The following is an 18,407-nucleotide window of genomic DNA, read 5'->3' as shown; positions in this document are numbered from 1 at the left end:
TAACAGGTAGAGAAGTGTTTTGATTTTTATTTTACAAATAAGGATGCGGAGAACATCTGCCGTATGTTATAATAAATCTCAAGGAGCGCAAGATAATGGGAATTTTAGATAAATTACTTAATGAAGATGTTTTAACATCAATTGATAATATGATTATAAATGGCATGTCACAAGATATATTTTTAAAGAATCCCTCATTTCCCCTTTTGTATCATTTATCTAATCATCGCAAGAATGTAATAGATTGGTTTGATTTTGACAGTGAATCAGTTGTTATTCATATAGGATCAGGATCAGGTATTATTACGCAAAGTCTAGCAGATAAGTGCAAATGGGTTGTAGCAATAGATAGCAATCAAAAATTAACTAGTATAAATAGAAAATTAAATAGTGATTATGAAAATATAGATTGGGTATGCGAAGATGAATTGAAGTTCATTCAAAAATATGAAAATCAAGTTGATTATGTAGTTGTTGATTATTTTATTGAATTATCAAATAATCTTGAAGAGTTATTACATATAGTTGATAGAGTATTAAGACCTGATGGTAAAATTATCATTATTTCTTTTAATAAATTTGGTTTGAGATATTTTTCTGGTGAAAATGAATTTTATTCACAAAAATTATTTGAGGGAATAGAGGGGTATTGTCAAGATTCAAGTACTCATACATATTCTAAAAATGAGTATGCTAATAAACTTACTGAAGTGGGTTTCAAATTTATTAAGTATTATTATCCATATCCTGATCATCTTTTTACAGAAACTATATATAGTGATGAGAAATTACCAACTTTTGGAGACTTAAATAATAATAATTGGAATTTTGAGTCTGATAGAATTGAATTATTTGATGAAAGTAAAGTATATAATGAATTGATTAATAGTTCTAGTTTTCCTTTTTTTAGTAATTCATTTTTTATTATTTCTAGTAAAGAGGATTTTAAGATTAATAGCAAATATTCTAAGTTTTCAAGAGAAAGAAAAGAAGATTATCAGATATTAACTAGTATAATTAATGATGGTGAAAATAAATTTGTAGTTAAAAAACCATTAACAGATAAATCTATTATACATTTGGAAAGAATGTATAATTATTATAAAGAAATAAATAGGAGTAAAAAGTATAATAATAAAATCAGATATTGTCCAGTAAAAATAGAAGAAGATAGAGTAATATTTGATTTTATTTATGGTAGAAGCTTAGAAACATTAATCAAAGAATGTATTATAGAGCATAAGGAAGATGAATTAACAAAGTATATTGAAATACTAATAGATGTTATAGATTTACAAAAAAAAGAGAAATTTAAATATTCTAATGAATTTAAAGAGGTATTTGGTGATATTAAGGGATTAGAGGATTTAGAGGCTGTCAGTTTTCCTAATATAGATTTAATACCAGATAATTTGATTATTGATGCTAGTGGTACTGTTAATATTATTGATTATGAGTGGGTATATAATTTTTTAGTACCTAAGACATTTATTATATTCAGATCACTTTTTCATAGTAAAGCTTTTAATTTATTATCAGTAGAAAAAAAGGATGAATTATATATTAAATATGGTATTTTGGATAAGTTAAAAGATGTGTATTTACAAATGGAAATAAATTTTCAAAAGTATATTTCAGGTGAAGGAAATAAAATGTCAGAAATACTTGATAAAATGAATAATTTAGTTATTAGAAAAGATATGAATATATTTAAAGATATTCATATAATAAAAGTGTATGAAGATAACTTAAAAACAAATGAGATTAAATTAAGTAATAATATTAGTGATTATATATTAATTACTAGTATCAAAGAGAAAGTAGATGAAATAAAAATACTATTATGTTCAATGCCCTGTATTGTTAAAATAAAGAGTATTGTAGGAATAAAGGATAATTTTAATAGAGAAGAGATTGATTTTAAAACAAATGCTACCCTTATAGAGAATAATAATTATTATTTTGATGATTTTGCACAAGTATATATAAATAATCGAAATTATGATAAGGTAGAGGCAGAATTATTATTTTATTATGTAAATGATAGATGTATAGCTAATATTATTAAATTAACTAAAGCAAATATTGCGATAAGTAATGATAAAATAGAGTATCAAAATAAGTTAGCTAAATATAATAATAATTTTTTTGTTAAAGTATTAAAGAAGTTGAAATTTATAAAGGAGTAAAATAATGGATGTGTCTATTGTTATACCAACAAAAAATGGTGGTGAACTATTAAATAAGGTTTTAACCAAGATTGAAGAGCAGGTAACAAAGTATCAATATGAGATAATTTGTGTTGATTCTGGATCTAAGGATGATACAATTGAGATTATAAAAAAGCATAATTGTAAACTATATCAAATAAAACCATCAGATTTTGGACATGGAAAAACGAGGAATTATGGGGCGTCAAAAGGAACTGGAAAATATATCATTTTTATTACACAAGATGCTTTACCATATAATGAAGTTTGGTTAGAAGAACTAGTGTCTGCAATGGAGCGTAATCCAGATGTTGTAGGAGCATTTGGTGCACATAAGCCATATGAAGATTGTAATATTTTTGATAAAAGGGATATAACTTTACATTTTCAAGGCTTTGGTCAAGAGAATACAATTTATCAGTTAGAAGATAAAAAAAGGTATGAGACAGAAGAAGGATATAGACATTTGTTAGCATATTATTCAGATAACAATTCTTGTATGCGAAGGGATATTTGGAATAAATACCCATATGATGATGTGAACTTTGCTGAAGATCAAATATGGGCAAGAAAAATGATTGAATTAGGTTATAAAAAACTATTTTGTCCTAAAGCTATTGTATATCATTCACATAATTATAAACTAACTACTTATTTTTCACGGTTTTATGATGAATTTAAAGGATTATATGAATTACATCAGTATGTAATAGTTAATCGAAAATTAAGTATAATAGTTAATATATATAGAACTGTAAGAAATGATATATATTATTTAAAATCTTTAAATATCAGTAAAAAAGAGAAAATTAAATGGGCAAATTATTCATTTTGGAAAACGTGTTATCGTTACATAGGAGGATATTTAGGGGGAAATTATCATCGATATTCTAAACAAAAACAAGAATTTTTAGATAAACATATATCACAACAATATAAGCAAAGAAATAGATAGGAGAGTAGATTATGTCATTAATAAAAAAAGCATTTTTATTTATTAAGAAAAATGGTTTTCGGGGAGTTGCAAAAAAATTAGAAAATGCTGAATCAGTTAATAAAATTCAGTTATTTGATCATTTTGATTTTATTGTTAATAATGAAGAGATTCCTTTAAATGAAGAAGAGTATAATAAATTTAAAGATGGAACAATTCTTTTAAATTGGATAATTCCAGAAATGGGGAAAGGATCTGGCGGACATATTAATATATTTAGATTTATAAGTATGTTGGAAGCAGAAGGAATACACAATCGTGTTTATATAGATCATGCGATTAATTTTAAAGATAACGAATCACTTAGAAAATTTGTAAAAGAACATTTTTCTATTTTGGATGAACGTGTAGAAGTATATTATGATGTATCGTATGCTAAATTTGCCCATGGGACCTTTGCAACTGCATGGAATACTGCCTACTTTGTTAAAAGATTTAATAATACAATTTCAAAATTTTATTTTGTTCAGGATTTTGAACCTCAATTTTATGCAGTAGGGTCAGAATATGAATTTGCTTATAATACATATAAATTTGGTTTTAGAGGTATAACAGCAGGTGATTGGTTAAAAAATATTTGTATAAATGAATTTGGGATGGAAGCTGATAGTTTTGGATTTTCATATGATAAAGATTTATATCATCCCAAAGAAAAAAAGGATACTAAAAAAAGGGTGTTTTTCTATGCTAGGCCAGTGACACCAAGGCGTGATTTTGAATTAGGGTTATTGGCATTAAATGAACTTACCAAAATGCTTCCTGAGCTTGAGGTCGTATTTGCTGGATGGGATGTTAGTAATTATGAAATACCTTTTAAACATAAAAATATGGGAATTGTTAGACTGGAAGATTTATCTGATTTATATTCACAATGTGATATGTGTTTAATAATATCTAATACAAACTTATCTCTATTGCCATTAGAAGTAATGGCATCTAATTCGGTAGCTGTATGTTCAAAAGGAGAAAACAGTACTTGGCTTGTAAATGAAGAAAATTGTATTTTAGTTGATTACGAACCAGTGTCAATTGCTAATACAATGAAATATTATCTAGATAATCCAACCCAGTTAGAATTAATAAGAAAGAAAGGTTTAGCTTTTGCAAAAGATACTTCTTGGTTAAAAGAAGGTTTAAAGGTTAAGGAAGCTATATTGAAAGGAATTGCTGAAGATGCCAAATAAGAATGTTTTAGTTATTGGTGGTAATGGTTTTATTGGGAAAAATTTATGTGATTATTTTTCAAATCAAGGAGAATGTGTTTATTCTTTTGATATTCAAAAGCCTGATAATTATAATAAAAAAGTTAATTATATTATTGGAGATTTCTTTGATGATGAAAATTTAGAAAAAGCGATTGAAGATATGGATGTAATCATTCATTCATTAAGTACAGTAAATCCTGGAAATTCAAATGAAAGATATTTACAAGGATATTCCAGAGATTTTATTCAAAGCATTAAATTATTTTCATTAGCAATAGAAAAGAAGATAAGAGTAATTTTTTTATCATCAGGGGGAACTGTATATGGGATTCAAGAACAGCAGCCTATATCAGAATATCAACAGCCTTTACCAATTAATCATTATGGAAATATAAAACTTTGTATTGAAAATGTAATTCGCACATTTAATTGTCAATTGCATACAAAGATGTTAATTGCTCGAGTATCTAATCCTTATGGTCCGGGACAAGATTACCAAAAAGGTGTTGGCTTTGTTGATGCAGCTTTAAAAAAAGCAATTAATCATGAAACAATTGAGATATGGGGTGATGGAAACATAATAAGAGATTATATTTATATAACTGATGTATGTAGAATGTTATACTCACTATTGGATTATAATGGAGATAATGAAGTTTTTAATATTTCCTCAAATGAAGGTATTTCTCAAAATATGATAATAAATGAATTACATTTATTAGGGCATGAACCCAAAGTTGTTTATAAAAGTAGTAGAAGCGTAGATGTAAAAAAAATTGTTTTAGATAATACTAGAATTAAAACATTATACACAAAAGATAATATTACTTTTAAAGAAGGTATAAAAATGTATAATAATTATCTTATAAATAAATAGGAGAAGATGAAATATGCTATTAGTAACTGGAGTTAAAGGCCAATTAGGTTATGATATTGTAAATGAATGCAAAGCTAGAAATATTGAAGCAGTTGGTGTGGATATTGATGAAATGGATATTACAGATGCTAAAAAAGTAACAGAAATAATTAAAGGTGGAAATTTTGATGGTGTTATTCATTGTGCAGCTTGGACAGCAGTAGATAAGGCAGAGGAAGAAATAGAAGCTTGTATAAATGTAAATGTTAACGGTACTAAAAATATTGTTAATGTATGTAAAGAACTTGATATACCAATGATGTATTTTTCAACTGATTATGTTTTTAATGGAGAAGGTGATATACCTTGGAAGGAATATGATAAAAGAGAACCGTTAAATGTATATGGACAAACTAAATATGAAGGTGAATTAGCAGTTGAAACCTTAAATAAATATTTTATTATTAGAATAGCATGGGTATTTGGGGTTAATGGAAATAATTTTATAAAAACAATGCTTCGTTTAGGAAAGGAACATGGCGCAGTAAGTGTAGTAAATGATCAAATTGGCTCACCTACATATACGTATGATTTATCAAAGTTAGTAGTTGATATGATTCAAACAGAAAAATATGGAATTTATCATGCTACAAATGAAGGACTTTGTTCTTGGTATGAATTTGCTTGTGAAATTTTTAAGCAAGCAGGTATGGAAGTTAAAGTAACCCCAGTTGATTCAACTATGTTTCTTACTAAGGCAAAAAGACCAAGTAATAGTAGAATGTCTAAAGATATGTTAGATAAAAATGGTTTTGATAGGTTACCTTCTTGGCAAGATGCTTTAAATAGATATTTAAAAGAAATTGAGTATTAATGAGTACGGTAATGAAATTTAGTTATAAAAAGTTTTGAAATTAAGTAATATTTATTTTCATAACTTTTTATTTAAAATTTGTTTATAATTATAAAAATAGGGGGTGTGACTTTATTTTGTTACAACCCCTTTGATTTAATATTACTATTTTCATCTAAAATATAAGCTTCAAAATCATGAATAACACGCTCTGATTTTTTTGGAACTTTCATATAATCGCCATACATACTAGTAAGATACTCTTCATATCCAGAGGGGATAGGAAAAATATCATCTTCAAATTTACATTCAAGTGTTTCTTTAAATACAGATTTATTAAATATTTCTCTATCTTGATTAGGCCAAACTAAGTTTCCTACAAAATTAGAATCATAAGGTTTAACTAAAGATAGAATATTAGTTATCCAATATTTATTATCTTTATTAAAACAAATAATCGAATAACCTATTTTTCCTATAAAGGCAATTATCTTTTTAGGTATAGTTGATAAATTGCCAGCAATGTATATTTTATTAAAAAATTTATAACGTGAATGTTTTTTTAATATTTTTTGTATTTGATCATTTGTATTAGGAAAACTATCTAATGGGAAAATATCAACCCAAACTCCTAGACAATACTGTTTTTTTATATCTTTTTCATATACAACTGTTTTTTCATTAACAATTTTAATATAAGGATATATGTAGTTTTTATCTAATGGTAAATAAAATTTATAATTTTGATTAGATTCAAGATAACGGTTTTCTTTAACTATTGAAATAAGCTTATTATATGAGTCACGTGGAATACAAATATCTATATCATCATCCCAGGGAATAAACCCTTTATGACGAATAGCTCCTAAAAGAGTGCCACCGCATAAAAAATATTTTATATCATGTTTTTTTGCGAATTGTTTAAACTCTTTAAGGATATCTAATTCCATGATTTGAATATCTCTTGAATTAATTTTTTTCATTCTATGTTCACCTGTCTAATTAATTTATATACTATTAAAAATAGTAAAATTCTAATGTAAAATAAGTAGTTATCATACTTTACTTAAAAAATATTCTAACATAATTTAATATATTAAAAAATAAAAAATTAAGAATTTATTAAGAAAAATTATAAAATTTTAATAAAATATTTATAAATAGTATATTTTTAATAGGTTATATTATCTTTTTATAATAAAATGTTGTAGACTTTTTATTAGTTTATTATTATGGTAAAATAATATAAAATAAAATTTAAAGAGGGTCTGCAATGAAAAATAAAATAAAAAATGTAAATAATAAATATATAATCGGTTCAATATTAATATTTGTTAGTGTAGTAATAGTTTTTTCAGTTATATGGGGAAATAGAACATTTTCTGTAAAGACACTGAATCAAATAATATTTCACTTAAAGGTACCAATGGAAGGTACTGATAATGGGATATATTTAGATTGGTTTCTTTGGGCTGTGCCGATTAGTATCGCTGTAGTAGCAGTAGTCGATTTGATTATTTTTAATATTCATCGATTATATAGTGGTAAAATATTAAAAGTATTAAAGAAACACTTTGTTAAATTTGGAATAGTTTGTATAGTTTGCTCTTTAATCTTTACAATATATAACTATGATATTCATGGGTATATTAATAATATGCGTCAAACTACTGATTTATATGAAAAGTATTATGTTGACCCAAGTAAAACTAATATTAGCTTTGAAAATGGCAAAAGAAATATTATTCATTTATACCTAGAATCAGTAGAGAATACTTATGCCAGTAAAAAAGCTGGTGGCGCTGAAGAAATAAACTATATTCCTGAATTGTCAAAGTTGGCTAAAGAAAATATTAATTTTTCTAATAACGATAATATAGGTGGGAGTCACACTATCGATGGGACGCAATGGACCATTGCCTCTCAAGTCTCTCAAAATATGGGAATTCCTTTGAACTTATCAATTAAAAGTAAAAAGTATGATAATAATAGTGAATTTTTACCTGGGGGTTATTCAATAGGTGAAGTTTTAGAAGCTAATGGTTATGTAAATGAATTCATGTGCGGCTCTGATGCTGATTTTGGTGGAACGTCAAATTTTTATAAACAGCATGGAAATTATATAATCCGTGATTATAATAGTTTCAAAGAAAATGGTGATATTGATAATGATTATTTTGTTTTTTGGGGAATTGAGGATGCTAAATTATTTGAATTTGCTAAATCCGATATTACTAAGTTAGCTAATGGAGATAAACCATTTAATATGGAAATTACAACTATTGATACTCATACACCAGATGGATATTTATGTAATCAATGTAAAAAAATTCATAATAATCAATATGCTAATGTGATTGAGTGTCAATCAAGACAAGTAAATAATTTCATTAATTGGTGTAAAACACAATCTTGGTATGAAAATACTACGATTGTAATTACTGGTGATCATAATAGTATGTCCGAAAAGTTTTTTGCAGGAATTGATGAAAACTATGTTAGAACGCCTTATAACTGTATTATTAATAGTGTGGTTAAACCAGTTAAAAGTAAAAATAGATTGTTTAGTACAATTGATATGTATCCAACAATTTTAGCAGCAATGGGTGTAAGTATTGAAGGTGATAGATTGGGATTAGGAACTAATTTATTTTCAGATAAAAAAACGATAATGGAAGAAATTGGTTTTGATACTTTAAGTAATGAAGTTCAGAAAACTTCTAAATTCTATAATAATGTGATTATAGGTTTGAAAGAATAGGAGATGAATATAATGAAAACTGGTATTGTTGTATTAAATTATAATGATGCAATAGAGACAGTTAAATTTGTAAATGATATTAATAGTTATGATATTGTAGATGAAATTGTTGTTGTTGATAATAATTCCAATGATAATTCTTTGATAGAGCTAAAGAAATTATCAAATGTAAAATTAATTGCATTAAATGATAATCGAGGATATGCTGTTGGTAATAATGCAGGACTAAAATATTTGTATGAGCAAAATTATGATAATTACATTATAGCTAATCCTGATATAATTATAGATAAATGTAGTTTAGTTGATTTTATTGCATATATGAATACTAGCAAGTATCATATATTTGGACCAGTCGTTAAAGAACATGATCTAATTAATCGAGGTTGGAAACAAAGAACGATTAATTATGATATATATGATAATTATCCAATAATTAATCGACTACTAAAAAAAAGAATAAGTTACCCCAAACGACATTATACAGGTGTATATACTTCAGTTGATTGTATTTCAGGTTGTTTTTTTGGTATTAAGAAAGAATTGATTGACAAAATTGGTTTTTTAGATGAAGGAACATTTTTATACTATGAAGAAGACATACTATGTTTTAAAGCAAGACAAGCTGGGTTTAAAGTATGTGTATTGAATAATGTTGAGATCGTTCATAACCATGCTGTAACTATAGATAAAAATATAAATAGATATCGTAAAATGAGGATTTTAAAAGAGTCGCAGCTATATTATCATCAAACATGTTTTAATCATTCAAAACATAAATTAAAACGTTTAAAAAAATCAGCTAACTTGGCTTGTAAATTTGCTCGGTTAAGAACAAAAAAGGAAATTATAAATCAACATAATAGCCCTAAACAAAAAATAACCATATTATCACTACACTTAAAAGTTGGTGGAATTGAAAAAGCAATTTGCTCACTTGCTAATATGTTAGTAGATGATTATGATGTGGAAATTGTTAATGTATATAAATTATGTGAGCCATCTTTTTATCTTGATGAACGCGTTCAAGTCTGTTATTTATCAACAGATTTAAAACCCAATAAAGAAGAATTAAAATATGCTTTAAAAAATAAACATTTTATTAAAATTATTAAGGAAGGATATAAAGCTTTAAGAATAGTTTTAAAAAAACGAAGTTTGATAAATCAGTGTGCCAAGGTAACTGATGCTGATATAATTATTTCAACTACATTAGCCTTTAATAAAGCATTTGCAAGGTATCAAAAAGATAAGTTATTAATTGCTTGGGAACATTGTCATCCAGATCGTAATCAGAACTATCCAAAAAAGGTATATAAATCAGTTAAAAAATTTGATCTTTTTATTCCAGCATCAAAATCAATTTATGACTTTTATAAAGAGTACTTAACTGGTCCCCAATGTAGATACATACCTCTATGTATTGATGAGATTCCTACTGAAAAGGCACTATTAAAAACAAATCAAATAACGGTTATGGGACGTTTATCAAAAGAAAAAGCTTATGACGATATGTTAAATGTATTTAAAAAAGTGCTAGAAAAAAATTCTGAAGCTAAATTGAATATTCTTGGTGATGGTGAAGAAAGAACTTCTTTAAGCGTATTAGCTGACCAATTAGGAATAAGTAAATCAGTTGTTTTTCATGGAAATACTGTTGGTAAGGCAAAACATGAAGTCTTGATGAATACAAGTGTCTTTGTTACAACTTCTCATTATGAAAGTTTTGGGCTAGTATTATTAGAAGCAATGAGCTATGGAATACCATGTGTATCATTTGATAGTGCAAAAGGATCTTTGGATATTATTGAAGATGGTAAAGACGGTTTTATTATTAAGGATCGTAATTTAGATGAAATGGCAAGTAAAATAGTAGAGCTTTTAAATGAAACATCTAAAACATTGCAAAATAATGCGATAAGAAAAGCGGAATATTTTTCTTATCAAAATGTAAAAAAATTGTGGTTAAAAGAATTTAATAATTTCAATATACATGACTTAAAAATTAGAGCAATTTTTACTTCATCTGCTGGAGGGCATTTCAGTGAATTATGTGAATTAAAAGAGTTAATGGAACGATATAATTCATTTTTGATTACAGAAGACCATGAAATGATGAAAGAATATAAAAAAACAAATAAATCAAGATCATGGTATATGCCGGCAGGTACTAAAGAACATTTATTTAAGTTTTTATGTAATTTTCCAATAAATATTTTTAAAAGTTTTATTGTTTTTATAAAAGTTAGACCAGATATTATTATTTCAACTGGAGCGCATACAACGGTACCAATATGCTATATCGCAAAAGTATTCGGGAAAAAAGTAATTTTTATTGAAACATTTGCAAATATTACAACAAAGACACTATCAGGAAAATTAGTATATCCAATTGCAGATTTATTTTTAGTACAATGGGAAGAAATGTTAAAACTTTATCCTAAAGCAAAGTATCGAGGAGGGCTAAAATAATGAGAATATTTGTTATGTTTGGAACCCAGGATAAACGCTTTGATCGATTATTAAATGCAATTTTAGAATCTGATTTTATTAAAAATAATGATGTATATGTTCAATTAGGATATACAAAAGGTACATATGAAGGAATTAATTGTCAAGAGTATTATACTGAAGAAGAACTTATGCATCAAATTAGTATTGCCGATTTAATTATTACACATGCTGGAGTTGGTGCAATAGTATCAGCACTTAAACAGAAAAAAAGAGTAATCGTTGTACCTCGTCTTGGACAATTTAAAGAACAGAATAATGATCATCAGGTACAGATTATGAAGCGGTTTGATGAACAAGGGTATATTATTCCATGTACTGATTTAAGTGGGCTTGATGAAGTTGTAAATAATGCTCATAACTTCGAACCAAAAGAATATGTGGCTAATAAACAGGGAATTATTGATGAAATAACAGATTTTATCAATAAGCTCTAAGAGAGTATCATATATTTTTGGGTTTAGCTAACTTATTTAGAGGAGTGAAAAACTTGTTTTAAAATAAAGTTATTCTAGTAAAGTTGTTATAGCAATTTCAAATGAATAAATTTAATATATTGTAGACAAATATTCATTAGATATTTCTTAAGCTATGTAAAGGATTGGAAATGATTTTGTATCATGTAGAGAAACTAACTTTACAAAGATAACATATCAGATGATATTTATAATTATAAATATTCTAATCAAATAGTGAAAAATCAAAGTTTATTAATTATATTTGGTTATTACTATAAAATCAAGGGTGAACAGAATGTGTACAGTATATTAGTTTAAAATAAAATTAATTATATTATTTTCAATAAGAGATAGAAAAATGTCGATGTCTAAGTTTGATAAATGATTATGATTGCATTTTGATTATGTGATCGTATATAGCAGATATTATTAAATCCATGTAGGCATGCTTACAAGTTTTATTTAGTAAAATCTATCTTTAAAAAGAAGGGGAAATTTTTATATGTAGTTTTCGTGTGTATGAGGAATTTACAACAGTTGAAATAAAAAATCATAGATTTAGAACAGAAGACGATATAATTATGTTTCAAAAATTTTGACTAAATTTTATGTTGTTGAAGTAGAAGATAGTAAAAATTAAGTTATTATACTTTATAATATATAGATAATTAGATTTACTGATTATCTTATTTTAATATCATTTTTTATGTGTTAAGTTCAAAGTACTAGTTGAGGGGAATTATCTTATTGGAGTCAGATCTATTAATTTACTTGTTACAATCTCTTTAATATAAGTGGTTGTTATGATAGAATGAAGTCAAAAAGAAAATAGGAGGAATAATCATGAGATTACTAGTAAATAGTTTTAAATATCAATTAGGATATGATATTTTTAATGAATGTAAAAATAGAAGTGTAGAAGTTGAGGAAAATCTAATTAGTACAGGCTCTTTCTTAGCAAAAGTTCAAAAATATAATAACGATAGAATGTCTAAAGAAATGTTAGATAAAAATAGGTTTGATAGGTTATTAACTTGGCAAGATTCTTTAGTTCGATATTTAAAATTAATTAATTATAATAACTAATAATAAAGGTTGTGGACTAATGAAAATCATAAAAGAGTATTTAAAAACACACCAATGGATATTATATTTAGTAGTATTTATAATCGCTGTTATTTTCCATTTAAATCAACAATTGGGAGTTTATGATGATATTTTTTTTAAACAAAAGAGCTCGGAACTAGGAATAATAAATTTTGTCAGTATGAGGTATAATGTTTGGACAAGTAGATTGATAATAGAAGCTTTAATGACTTTGTTGTTACAACTGCCTTCTATTGTATGGGTTATTTTAGATTCTTTAATGTATGTCATAGTTTATTATAGTTTAAATAAAATATTTAATAACTCAAAAAATATTGTAACAAACTGTTTAATATTATTGTTAATTTTTCTTGTTCCATTCTCCTATTTTGGCACTGCTGGATGGTATGCAACAACCCTAAATTATTTATGGCCATTAGCATTAGGTTTATATTGTTTATTTATATGTGTAGAACGGTTTAGAGAAAAAAACATATCTACCCTTAAGTATTTCTTTGTTTTTATTTCAATAATATATGCAACTAATCAAGAACAAGTCTGTGCATTAATGTTAGGATATTTGATTTTGTTTAATTTAGCATATTATTTTAAAAATAAGAAACTTTCTAAATTATATATATCATTATTTATAATTTCAATTGCAATGCTATTATTTCACATGACTTGTCCAGGAAATCAAATGAGAACAATAAGTGAGATTAATACATGGTTTCCGGGGTTTAAAAGTCTAACAATGTTAGAAAAATCTGCATTGGGCTATGTAGGTGCCTTTAGCAGTTTATTTACAAATAAAAATATTATTTTTGTATTATTTTTATGTTTAATGCCTATATGTGTGATTTTACATAAAGGAAAAAAAATAGATTTTTTAATATCGATATTACCAATATGTGAGATATTACTTATATATATTAGCAGTAAATTAGATACTATTGGTAATTTGTATAATTATGTAAAAATTTATGCTAATAAAATTGATATAGTTGATTTCTCAACAAAGAGTTTTATATGTGTAATCATTTTATCAACAATTTTTTTGTTTAGCATAATATATATAATAACAAAATATACTAATAACTTTCTTATGAAAAATGTTATATTTATTTCAGGAATTCTATCAAAAATAATTCTAGGCTTTTCACCAACAGTTTTTGTTTCAGGTGTAAGAACATCAATATATTTATATTATGCGATACTTATTATAATATTGCTTATTATACAAGAAGATATCTTTAATAAAATGAGTAATAGTCATTGGAGTTTAAATGAAAAAGGTGATTAAATGGAAAAAATATCAATAATTGTCCCATGCTATAACGAACAAGAAACTTTACCTATTTTTTATAATGAGGTATCAAAAGTAATGGCGGAAATGAATAATTATGAGTTTGAAATTATTGGCATAGATGATGGTTCAAAAGATAGAACTTTAGAAATATTAAAAGAATTAGCAAGTAAAAGTCATACTTTCAAATATATATCATTTTCAAGAAATTTTGGAAAAGAGGCAGCTATATATGCTGGATTAAAAAAATCGTCAGGAGATTATATTGTTATGATGGATGCCGACCTACAAGATCCTCCAACTCTTTTACCACAATTAATGAAAGCAATTATAGAAGAAGGATATGATTCTGCTGCTACTAGAAGAGTGTCACGTAAAGGTGAGCCAATAATTAGGTCACTTTTTGCTAGATTATTTTATAAGATAATGAATAAAATATCATCATCAGAAATTGTTGATGGAGCGCGTGATTATCGTTTGATGACAAGACAGTTTGTAAATTCTATACTTGAGTTATCAGAATACAATAGGTTTTCAAAAGGACTTTTTGGTTGGGTTGGATATAAAACTAAATGGATCGAATATGAAAATATAGAAAGAATAGCTGGGGAGACGAAATGGTCTTTTTGGAGTTTATTAATATATAGTATTGAAGGTATTGTGGCTTTTTCTACAGCACCTTTAGCAATTGCAGCGATAGTTGGGTTACTATTTTGCTTGTTAGCATTTTTGTTTATTGTAATAATAATTGTACGAACTCTTGTATTTGGAGATCCAGTATCTGGATGGCCCTCTATGGTATGTATAATTTTAGCTATGGGCGGTATACAATTATTATGTGTTGGTATTTTGGGTGAATATCAGGCTAAAACATATCTGGAAACAAAAAATAGGCCAATATATATTTGTAAAGAAAGTAATATAGAAGAGTGATAGCACTTATATATGGATGGAAGAGTATAATAATCTAATCATATTTTACTAATAAATAATATTTAATTGATATGTTATAGAGAACCATGTACAAATAATGTAACGTATTTTATAAATATGGTTATATTATTTTTGTGCTAATTTGATTAAACTTGATGAAATTGTTAATAATGCATATAAATTTGAGCTTATAAAAAATAAAATCGAAAACTAGCTATTATTACTGAAATAACTAATTTTATAAGTAAATTTGATAAATAAATCATAATTATAGCAAAAATAGTAGATAAAAATAAAAAAAGTATTTATAATACCTTTTGTATATGTATAAAATAAAAGGAGATAGTTTATGCTAAAAAAAATATTAAGTATATGTCTAGTACTTACAATGATGTTTGGATTGAGCGCTTGTAGTGATAATGATTCAGAATCAGATAAAAACGATAATGATAATACTAATAGTACGGATAATATTACAGATCAAGAAAGACCTTTTACTGAATCAAATGGATTGATTAAATATTTTACAATTGGTGAAGAAAAAATATGTTTACCAGAAACTGTTGGTGAATATGTTCGTTATTTAGAAAAAATTGGAAGTAAAGTTGAGTTGGGTGACACAGGTAAATCTGTTGATGATGCACCTAAATTAAATGCAGGTGGAGTATCATCAATGGTTGCTTTCTTAAAAGTTTATATTGATGATTATGATGATGAATGGCAGTGGTTTGGGATTCGTTATAAAAATGATACAAAAAAAGACTTATCTGTTGCTGATTGCAAAGTAACTCAAATAACCTTAGACTATGATACAATTGCTAATGAAGAAAATCATTATGGAATAAAATCTACTGTATTTATAACAAATCAAGATGAAGAAATTCCTATGGATGGAAAGTTTTCAACCAATAAAATTTATAAATTAATTGGTCCGGCATCACAAAATACTGATGGACATTTACATTATAGTGATGATCAAGGTTACAAGTATGAAATGGTAACAGAAAATCAAAAGGGTATTTTAACAAGAATGGTAATAACTTATCCTGAAAATTAATCAAAAAATTTATAATAAAAAGACAGTGTTTCTACTTGTATACCAATAGATTCACTGTCTTTTTCATTATTTCTAGATTAATATGTAGAATTATTAATCATTCAATGACTTACCTTTATCTTTATAAATATCTAAGCAATAGTCAACTAATTCATCAATAGAAAGATCTAGTTTTTTCAAAACTTTTTCAGCAGATTTTTTAGATTTATCGTCAACTTTTGCATTACTTTTATTATTAGAATAGATATAACCAATTATCATATCATCATAATTTTGAGAGTCTTCAGGTAATTGGATATAAGCAATTGAACTAATCTTCTCTTTTTCAACATAAGCAATAAATTGACTTTTATCTTTGCCATTTTTAGATTCACTAATAGTAACCGTTGTATAATCATCTTTGCTGTATTTAATTGTATATCCAGCATCTTTTAATAACTTGGTAATTTTAGTGGTGCTTTTTCCACTGCTACAGCCAATAAAAGTAAAACATAATAATAAAACTAATAATAATTTACTAAACTTTTTCATATTTCTTCCATCCTTTGTAATTGTTCCAAAATATATTATATATTAATAGTCAAAAAAAGTAAAATAACTAATAAAATTGTAAAATTTGTTAATAAGATATATAACTGATTTTATAATTATTTTAAATTTCAACATAAAATGCTATTATTAATATTGGTGTGTCAAAACGCTTGTTTTATATTATTATTTATAAATATTTAGGAAAGAGGAAGGAATAATGGATGAAGATTTAATCTTTCAAGTACTAGCAATTGTATCAGAAATTCCTCAAGGAAAAGTAGCTAGTTATAAACAAATTGCAACGTTAATAGGGCGACCACAAAATGCTCGTTTAGTAGGTAAAATATTAAGTCATGCTTCAATGTATGGTGATTATCCATGTCACCGTGTTGTTAATAGTGCTGGAAGATTAGTACCTGGCTGGTTTGAACAACGCTATTTGCTATTAGAAGAAGGGGTTATTTTTAAAGATAATGGAAATGTCGATTTAAAAAGTTGTAAGTGGCATATAGTTTAGAAGAATAAAGAATTATATATTAATTTTTTGATTAAGAAATTATAATAAATAAGTGTTATATAGGAAAAAAGTGATATTTAAAATATCGAAAGTGAAAATGATATCATTAAGTAATATATGATAATTTATAATATGTACATCTTTAATGTATTTAACAAATTCATCAAGACTTAAATCATCTTTGTTTAAAAATTTTTTAGTAACTTTAATAACACTCTCATTAACCTCAACAATCTTGCTGTCTTTTTTGTCTATATTATTAGATGCATAAATAAAACCAATAATTACATTTTCATAATCATTAGGATCAGCAGGTAATAAAAGATATACTATTAAATATAATTTGCTATTTTCAAAATAAATAATGATTTGAAAAATAGCGTTGTTATTGTTTTCTTTAAATAAAAGAAAGAGTATCAACTTCATCAATTTTTAACATTTTTTATCTCATAAACAATTCTTGTAAAACACTTAGTTATTTCAATGACATCTTTTACTTTTTTATTTAGTTCTATATTTATCCCACATTATACAATACTAAAACATAGTAATAAAGCAATCAATAATTTCCCTAATTATTTTATGAAATAATATTCTTTCCTCAATATATATTTATATAGATAATTAATATCTACATAAAATGAAATCTTTAGATTATAATATTTATTTTTAAAATTAATGTAAAAAAATATCTACGAAATAGCTACAAATTTTTAAATATTTATTGTATAATGGGGCAAATGAGGTGATTCCATGAATACAGTTTCAGTTGAAAAAGATGCTATTGAACAAGTTGCTAAATTGGTTAGCGATAGTCGAGTTGTAGCCTTTCCAACTGAGACTGTTTTTGGGTTGGGAGTTAAATTTGGTTCTCATCAGGCTTTAGAAGCTTTATATGATTTAAAACATCGTGATAGAGGAAAAGCAATTTCTATGATGATTAGCAAGGCAGATGATATTGAAAAATATGCTTATGTAAATGAAAATGCAAAAAAACTTATTGCGGCTTTTATGCCAGGGATGATCACTATCATTTTAAAGAAACGCCCACATATTGATGATTATTTTACAGCATCACTAGATACTATTGGAATCAGGATACCAGATGATCCATTTGTTTTATCATTAT

The 18,407-nt window shown here is 25.7% G+C and carries 17 protein-coding genes; 14 read left to right on the top strand and 3 right to left on the bottom strand.

Annotation, left to right across the window (positions count from 1 at the left end; translation table 11 throughout):
• The first annotated feature begins 95 nt into the window (after positions 1-95).
• The 5 genes from ACLR9T_RS02095 to rfbD are packed head-to-tail and all read left to right on the top strand — an operon-like array spanning position 96 to position 6,139.
• On the top strand, positions 96-2,189 hold the full coding sequence (locus tag ACLR9T_RS02095) for a class I SAM-dependent methyltransferase (protein ID WP_413107877.1): 2,094 nt from the start codon (positions 96-98) through the stop codon (positions 2,187-2,189).
• A 4-nt stretch (positions 2,190-2,193) separates the two neighbouring features.
• Positions 2,194-3,165: a glycosyltransferase family 2 protein gene (locus tag ACLR9T_RS02090; protein WP_413107876.1), complete on the top strand. Its 972-nt coding sequence runs from the start codon at positions 2,194-2,196 to the stop codon at positions 3,163-3,165.
• An 11-nt stretch (positions 3,166-3,176) separates the two neighbouring features.
• Positions 3,177-4,388 carry a hypothetical protein gene (locus ACLR9T_RS02085; RefSeq protein ID WP_413107875.1) on the top strand — a complete coding sequence of 404 codons (1,212 nt, stop codon included), beginning with the start codon at positions 3,177-3,179 and terminating at the stop codon, positions 4,386-4,388.
• Positions 4,378-5,286 carry an NAD-dependent epimerase/dehydratase family protein gene (locus ACLR9T_RS02080; protein ID WP_413107874.1) on the top strand — a complete coding sequence of 303 codons (909 nt, stop codon included), beginning with the start codon at positions 4,378-4,380 and terminating at the stop codon, positions 5,284-5,286. Before ACLR9T_RS02085 ends, ACLR9T_RS02080 begins: the two co-directional genes overlap by 11 nt.
• Positions 5,287-5,299: 13 nt before the next feature.
• The gene (rfbD, locus tag ACLR9T_RS02075; RefSeq protein WP_413107873.1) at positions 5,300-6,139 is read left to right on the top strand and encodes a dTDP-4-dehydrorhamnose reductase; all 840 of its coding nucleotides are present in this window, start codon (positions 5,300-5,302) and stop codon (positions 6,137-6,139) included.
• A gap of 119 nt (positions 6,140-6,258) precedes the next feature.
• Here rfbD and ACLR9T_RS02070 read toward each other — a convergent pair whose 3' ends face one another.
• Positions 6,259-7,101, bottom strand: a complete 843-nt coding sequence (locus ACLR9T_RS02070; RefSeq protein WP_413107872.1) for a LicD family protein — start codon at positions 7,099-7,101, stop codon at positions 6,259-6,261.
• A 290-nt stretch (positions 7,102-7,391) separates the two neighbouring features.
• Between ACLR9T_RS02070 and ACLR9T_RS02065 the strand changes: the two genes are divergently transcribed.
• From ACLR9T_RS02065 to ACLR9T_RS02035, 7 genes are all read left to right on the top strand, one after another.
• Positions 7,392-8,879, top strand: coding sequence for an LTA synthase family protein (locus ACLR9T_RS02065; RefSeq protein ID WP_413107871.1), 1,488 nt, complete (start codon positions 7,392-7,394; stop codon positions 8,877-8,879).
• Between the two features lie 12 nt (positions 8,880-8,891).
• Positions 8,892-11,351, top strand: coding sequence for a PssD/Cps14F family polysaccharide biosynthesis glycosyltransferase (gene pssD / locus ACLR9T_RS02060; protein WP_413107870.1), 2,460 nt, complete (start codon positions 8,892-8,894; stop codon positions 11,349-11,351).
• Positions 11,351-11,827, top strand: a complete 477-nt coding sequence (gene pssE, locus ACLR9T_RS02055; protein ID WP_413107869.1) for a PssE/Cps14G family polysaccharide biosynthesis glycosyltransferase — start codon at positions 11,351-11,353, stop codon at positions 11,825-11,827. Before pssD ends, pssE begins: the two co-directional genes overlap by 1 nt.
• An 864-nt stretch (positions 11,828-12,691) precedes the next feature.
• Positions 12,692-12,934, top strand: coding sequence for a hypothetical protein (locus ACLR9T_RS02050; RefSeq protein WP_413107868.1), 243 nt, complete (start codon positions 12,692-12,694; stop codon positions 12,932-12,934).
• A 19-nt stretch (positions 12,935-12,953) separates the two neighbouring features.
• Positions 12,954-14,237, top strand: a complete 1,284-nt coding sequence (locus tag ACLR9T_RS02045) for a DUF6056 family protein (protein WP_413107867.1) — start codon at positions 12,954-12,956, stop codon at positions 14,235-14,237.
• Positions 14,238-15,173, top strand: coding sequence for a glycosyltransferase family 2 protein (locus ACLR9T_RS02040; protein WP_413107866.1), 936 nt, complete (start codon positions 14,238-14,240; stop codon positions 15,171-15,173).
• Positions 15,174-15,522: 349 nt separating this feature from the next.
• Positions 15,523-16,230: a hypothetical protein gene (locus tag ACLR9T_RS02035; RefSeq protein ID WP_413107865.1), complete on the top strand. Its 708-nt coding sequence runs from the start codon at positions 15,523-15,525 to the stop codon at positions 16,228-16,230.
• Between the two features lie 93 nt (positions 16,231-16,323).
• On the opposite strand, the gene ACLR9T_RS02030 is transcribed toward ACLR9T_RS02035, so the two are convergent.
• Positions 16,324-16,761, bottom strand: coding sequence for a hypothetical protein (locus ACLR9T_RS02030; RefSeq protein WP_413107864.1), 438 nt, complete (start codon positions 16,759-16,761; stop codon positions 16,324-16,326).
• Positions 16,762-16,978: 217 nt separating this feature from the next.
• Here ACLR9T_RS02030 and ACLR9T_RS02025 point away from each other — a divergent pair, with 217 nt between their 5' ends.
• Positions 16,979-17,278: an MGMT family protein gene (locus tag ACLR9T_RS02025; RefSeq protein ID WP_413107863.1), complete on the top strand. Its 300-nt coding sequence runs from the start codon at positions 16,979-16,981 to the stop codon at positions 17,276-17,278.
• A 39-nt stretch (positions 17,279-17,317) separates the two neighbouring features.
• Here ACLR9T_RS02025 and ACLR9T_RS02020 read toward each other — a convergent pair whose 3' ends face one another.
• A complete protein-coding gene (locus tag ACLR9T_RS02020; RefSeq protein ID WP_413107862.1) occupies positions 17,318-17,704 on the bottom strand; it encodes a hypothetical protein in 387 nt (128 codons plus the stop codon).
• Positions 17,705-18,031: 327 nt separating this feature from the next.
• On the opposite strand from ACLR9T_RS02020, the gene ACLR9T_RS02015 reads away from it, so the two are divergent.
• Positions 18,032-18,407 (top strand): L-threonylcarbamoyladenylate synthase (locus ACLR9T_RS02015; RefSeq protein ID WP_413107861.1); only part of this gene is annotated, 376 nt, incomplete at its 3' end.

Origin of the sequence: Thomasclavelia sp., from assembly GCF_047249845.1 — a bacterium.
In the GTDB taxonomy this organism is placed as follows: domain Bacteria; phylum Bacillota_I; class Bacilli_A; order Erysipelotrichales; family Coprobacillaceae; genus Thomasclavelia.
Note: the sequence above shows the minus strand (reverse complement) of the source record. Positions and strands in the feature narration are given on the sequence as shown.